Source organism: Streptomyces sp. NPDC032161 (assembly GCF_040636995.1).
Lineage (GTDB): Bacteria > Actinomycetota > Actinomycetes > Streptomycetales > Streptomycetaceae > Streptomyces.
This window is the reverse complement of sequence record NZ_JBEZVN010000030.1, coordinates 1-6,340: the sequence shown is the minus strand read 5'-3', so window position 1 is coordinate 6,340 and position 6,340 is coordinate 1. Positions and strand designations below refer to the sequence as shown.

Here is a 6,340-nt window from a genome sequence, read left to right as displayed (position 1 = left end):
AGCTGTGAAACCCATCGCTTCCCTCCGAAAAGCCGTTGATCGATTCCGACTTCTGCGCCGAATTGCCGCATCCTTGACCTGTTGCTGCTGTTCGGCGAGTCGGAAAGAGGCTTAGGGATGAGTTCTGCACCGGGGTCCGGACTTGACTTCGTCGGTGTGCGGGGGCGCGGCTACCGTCCGGAGCAGGTGGACCGGGCTCTGGCCGGGCTGGCGGGCGAGCGGGACGAGGCGCGGGAGCGGGTGGCCCGGCTGACGGCGCAGGTGGAGGAGCTGTCGGCCGAGGCGGTCCGGCTGCGCGAGGTGGTCGCCGGGCTCGCCCCGCAGGACTACGCCTCGCTCGGCGAGCGCGCCCAGCGGATCCTGGCGCTCGCGGAGGGCGAGGCCGGGTCCATGCGGAGCGCCGCGCAGGAGGAGGCGCAGGCGCTGCGGGACGCGGCGGACGAGGCGGGCCGGGCGGTGCGCGGGTCGGCGCGGACGGATGCCGAGGCGATGCGCGCGGCGGCCGGTGAGTACGCCGAGGAGACGCTGGCCACGGCCCGTACGGAGGCCGAGGGGATCGCCGCGGAGGCCCGTACGGACGCCGAGGAGACGCGGGAACAGGCGCGGTTCATGATGGAGGAGACGCGCCGTCGTACCGAGAGCGTCCTCGTGCACCAGGAGCAGGAGCACGCCGAGCGGTGGAAGACGGCCGAGGGCGAAGTGGCCGAGGCCGAGGCGGCGCAGGCGGCACGCCACGACGAGCTGACCGAGCGGGCGGAGGCCGGGCTGGCCGAGGCGCGGCGGGAACTGGCCCGGGCGGAGGAGGACGCGCGACACACCGACGAGAACGCCGAGGCGCGGGCGGCCGAGCTGATCGCGGAGGGCAGGATCCGCGAGGAGCGGGTGGTCCGGGAGACGGAACGGATTCTGCGGGAGCACGAGGAGGCCCGCGAGGAGCTGCACGCGCACATGACGTATGTGCGCAACACGCTCGCGGCGCTCACCGGTCGGGTGGTCCCGGACCCGACGGAGGAGGCGCCGGAGGCTGAGCCCGAGTCGGACGCGGAGACGGGGACGGGGCCCGGCGCGAAGTCGGAGGGCTGAACTGTCGGGTGACCCGAGGTCGGAAGCATGTGTGCCGGGGCGTGGCTGCCCGTCCCGAGGTCACCCGACAGACATCTGAGGTGGAAGGCCGGCCCGGTTCCGATGATGGGCGGATCGGTGCATGCCACGGAGATTCCGGCGCGTCGGCTACCGGCCGGGGTGGAAGCGGTGATCCTTCTTCAGCTCGTCTATGAACGAGGTCCAGGAGTGTGCGGGGAAGGTGAGTGCCGGTCCGTCGGCTGTCTTGCTGTCACGGACGGGGACGATTCCGGGGAGTCCGTCCGCCACCTCGACGCAGTCGCCCCCTTCCTGATTGCTGTAGCTGCTTTTGCGCCAGGCGACGGCGGTCGGATCGGGAAACGACGGTCGCGTCATGGTGGTTGTCCTCCATCGCGGATCGGATCATGTCGAGCGACATGTGAGGGGGCAGAGCCGCTGCCCGGAGGAGATCGTAGGTCACCGCGAAGCGCCCGACCTCCTCCGGATCCTCGATCAACTGGCCGTAGTGCGCGCCTTCCGTATAGGCGGTTTCTGTGCCGTCGGGGAGGTCCAGAACGGTCAGGGAACCGCCCAGGACACCGTGCTCGCCGTGGGCGAACGGCAGCACCTGCACGGTGATGTGGGGTTCCTCGGCCGTGGCCAGCAGACGGGCCAGTTGGTCCCGCATGACGTCCGGGCCGCCCACCGGCCGCCGCAGCACGGCTTCGTCGAGGACCACCCACAGCTCGGGGCGGTCGGTACTCCGCAGGCGCTCCTGGCGGACCATGCGCGCCGACAGCCGCTCCTCCAACTGCTCTTCGCTCTTGAGCGTGCGCCCGACGCTCAGGAGCGCGCGCGTAGGGCTCGGTCTGGAGCAGGCCCGGTACGACATGTGCGAGGTACTGCCTGATTGCCGTTGCCCGTGCCGAGAGGGTCATGAACGCCTGCACCCAGTCCGGGCACGCCTCCCGGTAGACGTACGGCCACAGGTCGACCAGCAGGTTGTCCGCCACCAGCGCGGCATCCAGGGCCTGTGCCAGCTCCTGGGACGGCCTGGCTCCGGACGCCCGCTCGATCTGTGTGATCCGGGTACTGACGACGTGCGTCATCCTGCCGAGTTCGGCCTGGGTCAGTCCGGCCGCCGTACGGAGTTTGCGCACCCGGCAACCGAACAACGCGGCGAGGGATTCCTGGGGGTCAATTCCTTTGGCCATGGCGTCACTTCTTCTTGCTTACGGCCGTGAAGGTAATGCCGTGTCACCTTCCGAGCCTATGCGTGCGGGCCGATTCTTGACTGCGGAACGTAACGATTTCCGCACTCTGTGGGACGGGTGCGGAGCGACGGAATGGGATGGGCCGCACCATGCTCAAGGCAGTGACCGCGCCGGACGACGGGCCGCAGCGGGAGCCGGGCCGGGTTCCGTATCCGGAAGGCCCGGAGGAGGTGACGCATCCGCACCTGCAACGGCACTTTTTCTCACGGCAGTTCCCGTCCACCGCCCGCGGTGCCCGGCTCGCCCGTCGGGAGGCGGTGGGGCACCTCGGGCAGTGGGGGTTCTCCCCGGCGTCGGAGATCTCCTGCGCCGTGGCTCTGGTGGTGGCCGAGCTGGCGGCGAACGCGGTGTGTCACGGCCGGGTCCGCGGTCGCAACTTCCTCCTGGGCATGGCGTACGAGACGGGAGCCCGGCGGATCCGGGTCGAGGTCTCCGACGCCTGCGCGGAGCTGCCGCCGGTCGATGTCTCCGTGCCTGCCGACGACAAGGACACGGGACGCGGCCTGGTCCTCGTCGACGCGCTCGCCGCCCGCTGGGGGGCGTCTCCCCGGGCTCCCCTGGGGAAGACGGTGTGGGCGGAGTTCCTTGCCATGCCAACGGGTGACGAGTAGAGGCAACGCGTGACGAGTAGAGGGTGATTGCTGTTGACGTGCTCCCCGGACTTTGGGCCAGGGAGCACGTCGATGCGGCCGATGCCCGCGGACTCCGCTCCCGTTCTCAGGTGCGGTCCACCGGTGCTGTGCCCGCCAGGATGCGTGGTTCCTCGCCCTGGTACAGGCGGCGAGCCGCGGGTGCCGTGCCGCGGGGGAGGACCGTGCCGAGCCAGCCGGCCAGGAAACCGGCCGGGACGGAGACGAGCCCGGTCGTGGTGTACGGGTACCAGTTGAAGTCGAGGTCGGGGAAGACCGACGAGGGCGAGCCCGAGACCAGGTTGGTGCCGGGGATCAGCACCAGGACGGTGGCGGTGCCGACGATCAGGGTGCTGAGCAGCCCGGTGCGGGTGAAGCGCCGCCAGAACATGCTGTAGATGAGGGCCGGGGCCAGGGCGGACGCCCCGACGCAGAACGAGAGCGTGGCCAGGGCCTGCACGTTCCAGTGTCGGGCCACGACGGCGAGGGTGGTGGCGAGGATCCCGACGACGGTCGCGGAGACCTGTGCCGTACGCATCTCGGAGAGGCCCGGCAGCGGCTTCCTGGCGGGGTCGCGCATCCCGCGCAGTCCGTGCGCGAAGAGGTCGTGCGCGAGTGAGTTGGCGCAGGCCAGGATCATTCCGGCGACGGAGGCGAGCAGGGTCAGGAAGATCGCCGTCGTCATCGTCGTGACGACCAGGGCTCCGAACCGGCCGCCGCTCGCGACCGCGCCGGTCACCTGGAGGATCGCGCTGTTCCCGGAGGCCCCGGCGGCGGTGATGCGTTCGTGGCCGACGAACGCGGCGGTGCCGAAGCCGATCACGACGAGCAGCAGACAGATCCCGGCCACCACGGAGACGGCCCAGGACATGGTGCGGCGTACGGCCTGCGCGGACGGGGCGCTCGTCAGGCGCATGGTGACGTGGGGCAGGCAGGCGGCGCCGAGCACGACGGTCAGTTCGGAGCTGACCATGTCGAGTCCGCTCCCGTCGAACTGGAGCCCGGAGCCGAGGAACGCGGCTCCCGCGCCGCTGCCCTGCCGGGCCGCCGAGAGCAGGGCGCCGGTGTCCCAGTCGAACCGGCTCATGATCAGTACGGCGATGGTGAACGAGGCGACGAGCAGCACCACGGTCTTCACGATCTGGATCAGGGCGGTGCCCTTCATGCCGCCGATCGCCGCGTAGCCGATCATCAGGGCGCCGAGGCCGATGATGGCGCCGGTGCGGAACAGGGAGCTGTCGAATCCAAGGATGAAGGCGAGCAGGTCGCCGCTGCTGGCGAGCTGGACGACCATCATCGGGATGAGCGCGGCGATGGTGGTGGCGCAGGCGGTGATGCGGACGGCGCCGCCGGGCGCGCGGCGTACGAACAGGTCGCCCATGGTGAACCCGCCGACGTTGCGCAGCGGTTCGGCCAGCAGGAACATCAGCAGGACGAGCGAGAGGGTGATGCTCAGGGCGAGGATCATCCCGTCGTAGCCGGTGAGGGCGATGATGCCGGTGGTGCCGAGGACGGTTGCGGCGGACAGGTAGTCGCCCGCGAGCGCGAAGCCGGCGCGGCGCGGGGAGAGGCCGCGGGAGCCGGCGTAGAACTCTTCGAGGTCGTCGCGGTCGGGGCCGGACATCACGCAGAGCAGCAGGGCGATGGTGCCGACGGCCATGAAGGCCACCAGCGACATCGACCGGGCGGAGTCGTCGAATCCGTTCACCGGTCCGCTCCTCCTCTGCGGAGCCGGGCGGCGAGCGGGTCGACCGTGCGCCGGGCGGTCCGTTCGTACCGGACGACGGCGAGCAGCGCGACGGGCAGTTGGCCGAGCGCGAGCACCAGACCGAGGTTGAGGCCGCCGAACAGGGGCTGTTGCATCCGGTCCTTGGCGAAGCCGGAGAGCAGCAGGAAGACGATGAAGTAGCCCAGTGCGGTCAGCGCCGCGACGCGTCTGAGCGAACGGTACGAGGTGCGCAGCCGGCGCAGATCGCCGTGACGGGTGGGCGGGTGGTCGGGCGTGTGGCCGGGTGTCCGGGTGGAGGGTGACTCGGACGTGGCGGTTCCGGGCGACGGTGCCAGCGGCGGCAAGGGGTGCGAGCGCTGCCAGGGCAGCAGGTAGTCGGCCTGCTGCGGGGGCGGAGGCTGGTGTCCTCGAGGCAGCTGCTGCGACCGTCCGGGCCAGGAGGAGTAGGGGGACGGGGGCGGGGGGTTTCCGTGCGACATCGGGGTGCTGCTCCTTGGGTTGCTCGGTTCCTGGCTGGACGGCAAGGCAGGAGTGCGGGGTGGGGGAATGCTGTTCGGAAGCGTGAACATTACTCGCCGGTATGCGGGCTTGGGGAGACCTTGGCTCGAACTGCCGGGGTAATTAGCGCAGTTGAGTGCGGTCGTTCGGGAGTGCTGCCTTCGGGGGTGTTCTCCGGGTGTTGCCAGGATGTCGCCGGGGTGCCCTCCCCGTGTGCTGCCGGAGGCGTATTCCCTGGTGATTTCGGGAGGGCTCCGTGACCTGCCGTCCGGGTCCTCCGTATGAGTGCGCCCACGTCTTGGACAGCCCTCAGCCGGTCGTGTGACCAGCGATCACCTCTCCATACGGCAAAGGCGGCGCGTTTGTCCAAAAAAGACAACTAATGCGGAATGGCTAGTTAGGTGCTTTGCTCCCTTCTTAGGTTTAGATGCCCATACCGTCACATGTGTGGTATCTGGGGCAATCTGACGGAGTGAATTGCTGGATGTCTCATGCGGAGGGGCAGCCGGGAATGGTCGGACTGAGGCGGTTGCGTGCCGCGACGAGCGGACCCGGGGGAGGCGGGTCCTGGTGGCCGTCGTCCCGCCCCGGGGCGCGCGGGGATGCGAGACCCGGTACGACGACGGGTGCGCACGGGGACAGACGTTCCGGACCGAGGCGGAAGCCGGGAGGATTCTGAATGGCCATCAAGCCCGCACGCCGGGGGCGGCACAGAAGACGCCGCTCGCTCACCGGACTCGTCGTCATGGCGATGCTGACAGGTTTCAGCGCCGCCGCGGCCCCGCTGTTCACCGCCCCCGCCTCGTACGCGGCGGCCGGTGACCCGTTCGACCCGGCCGACCCGACGGTCTTCGTCGGTCAGGAGATACCCACTCGCCTCTACAAGGCGATCACCGGCGCCTCCGGGGGCGTGACCTTCCAGCCTGAGGGGACGGCCAGAGCCGGCCTCAACTACAACTCCATCAGCTACAACACGGCGGACAACTATCTGTACGGGGTGGTCTCTAACGGGTCGACCGTCATGCCGCCCGGCTCGATCATCCGGATCGGGCAGGGGGGTGCCCCTATCTGTTTCGTCAACCCTGTCAGGTCGGTTCCCTGGGGTGGCGCTGGTTTTCGGGAACGTCCCGCGAAGCGGGACGTTCCCG

The 6,340-nt window shown here is 69.9% G+C and carries 6 protein-coding genes and 1 pseudogene; 3 read left to right on the top strand and 4 right to left on the bottom strand.

Translation table 11 applies throughout. From position 1 onward, the window contains the following. The first annotated feature begins 117 nt into the window (after nucleotides 1–117). The gene (locus AB0E67_RS29680; RefSeq protein WP_362032254.1) at nucleotides 118–1,083 is read left to right on the top strand and encodes a cellulose-binding protein; all 966 of its coding nucleotides are present in this window, start codon (nucleotides 118–120) and stop codon (nucleotides 1,081–1,083) included. 147 nt (nucleotides 1,084–1,230) lie between these two features. On the opposite strand, the gene AB0E67_RS29675 is transcribed toward AB0E67_RS29680, so the two are convergent. Both AB0E67_RS29675 and AB0E67_RS29670 read right to left on the bottom strand, forming a co-directional pair. Beyond that, nucleotides 1,231–1,458 (bottom strand): DUF397 domain-containing protein, encoded by a 228-nt coding sequence (locus AB0E67_RS29675; protein WP_362032252.1) that lies wholly within the window; start codon nucleotides 1,456–1,458, stop codon nucleotides 1,231–1,233. 82 nt (nucleotides 1,459–1,540) lie between these two features. Continuing rightward, nucleotides 1,541–2,276, bottom strand: a pseudogene (locus AB0E67_RS29670) (helix-turn-helix transcriptional regulator); the annotation flags it as partial. Between the two features lie 149 nt (nucleotides 2,277–2,425). Here AB0E67_RS29670 and AB0E67_RS29665 point away from each other — a divergent pair. After that, nucleotides 2,426–2,947: an ATP-binding protein gene (locus tag AB0E67_RS29665; RefSeq protein ID WP_362032249.1), complete on the top strand. Its 522-nt coding sequence runs from the start codon at nucleotides 2,426–2,428 to the stop codon at nucleotides 2,945–2,947. A gap of 106 nt (nucleotides 2,948–3,053) precedes the next feature. Here AB0E67_RS29665 and AB0E67_RS29660 read toward each other — a convergent pair whose 3' ends face one another. Both AB0E67_RS29660 and AB0E67_RS29655 read right to left on the bottom strand, forming a co-directional pair. Then, complete coding sequence (locus AB0E67_RS29660) at nucleotides 3,054–4,643, bottom strand: cation acetate symporter (RefSeq protein ID WP_362032392.1); 1,590 nt, start codon at nucleotides 4,641–4,643, stop codon at nucleotides 3,054–3,056. Between the two features lie 26 nt (nucleotides 4,644–4,669). Continuing rightward, nucleotides 4,670–5,173, bottom strand: a complete 504-nt coding sequence (locus tag AB0E67_RS29655) for a DUF485 domain-containing protein (RefSeq protein ID WP_362032246.1) — start codon at nucleotides 5,171–5,173, stop codon at nucleotides 4,670–4,672. Between the two features lie 698 nt (nucleotides 5,174–5,871). Here AB0E67_RS29655 and AB0E67_RS29650 point away from each other — a divergent pair. Continuing rightward, nucleotides 5,872–6,340: hypothetical protein (locus tag AB0E67_RS29650; RefSeq protein ID WP_362032243.1), on the top strand; the 469-nt coding region annotated here is incomplete at its 3' end.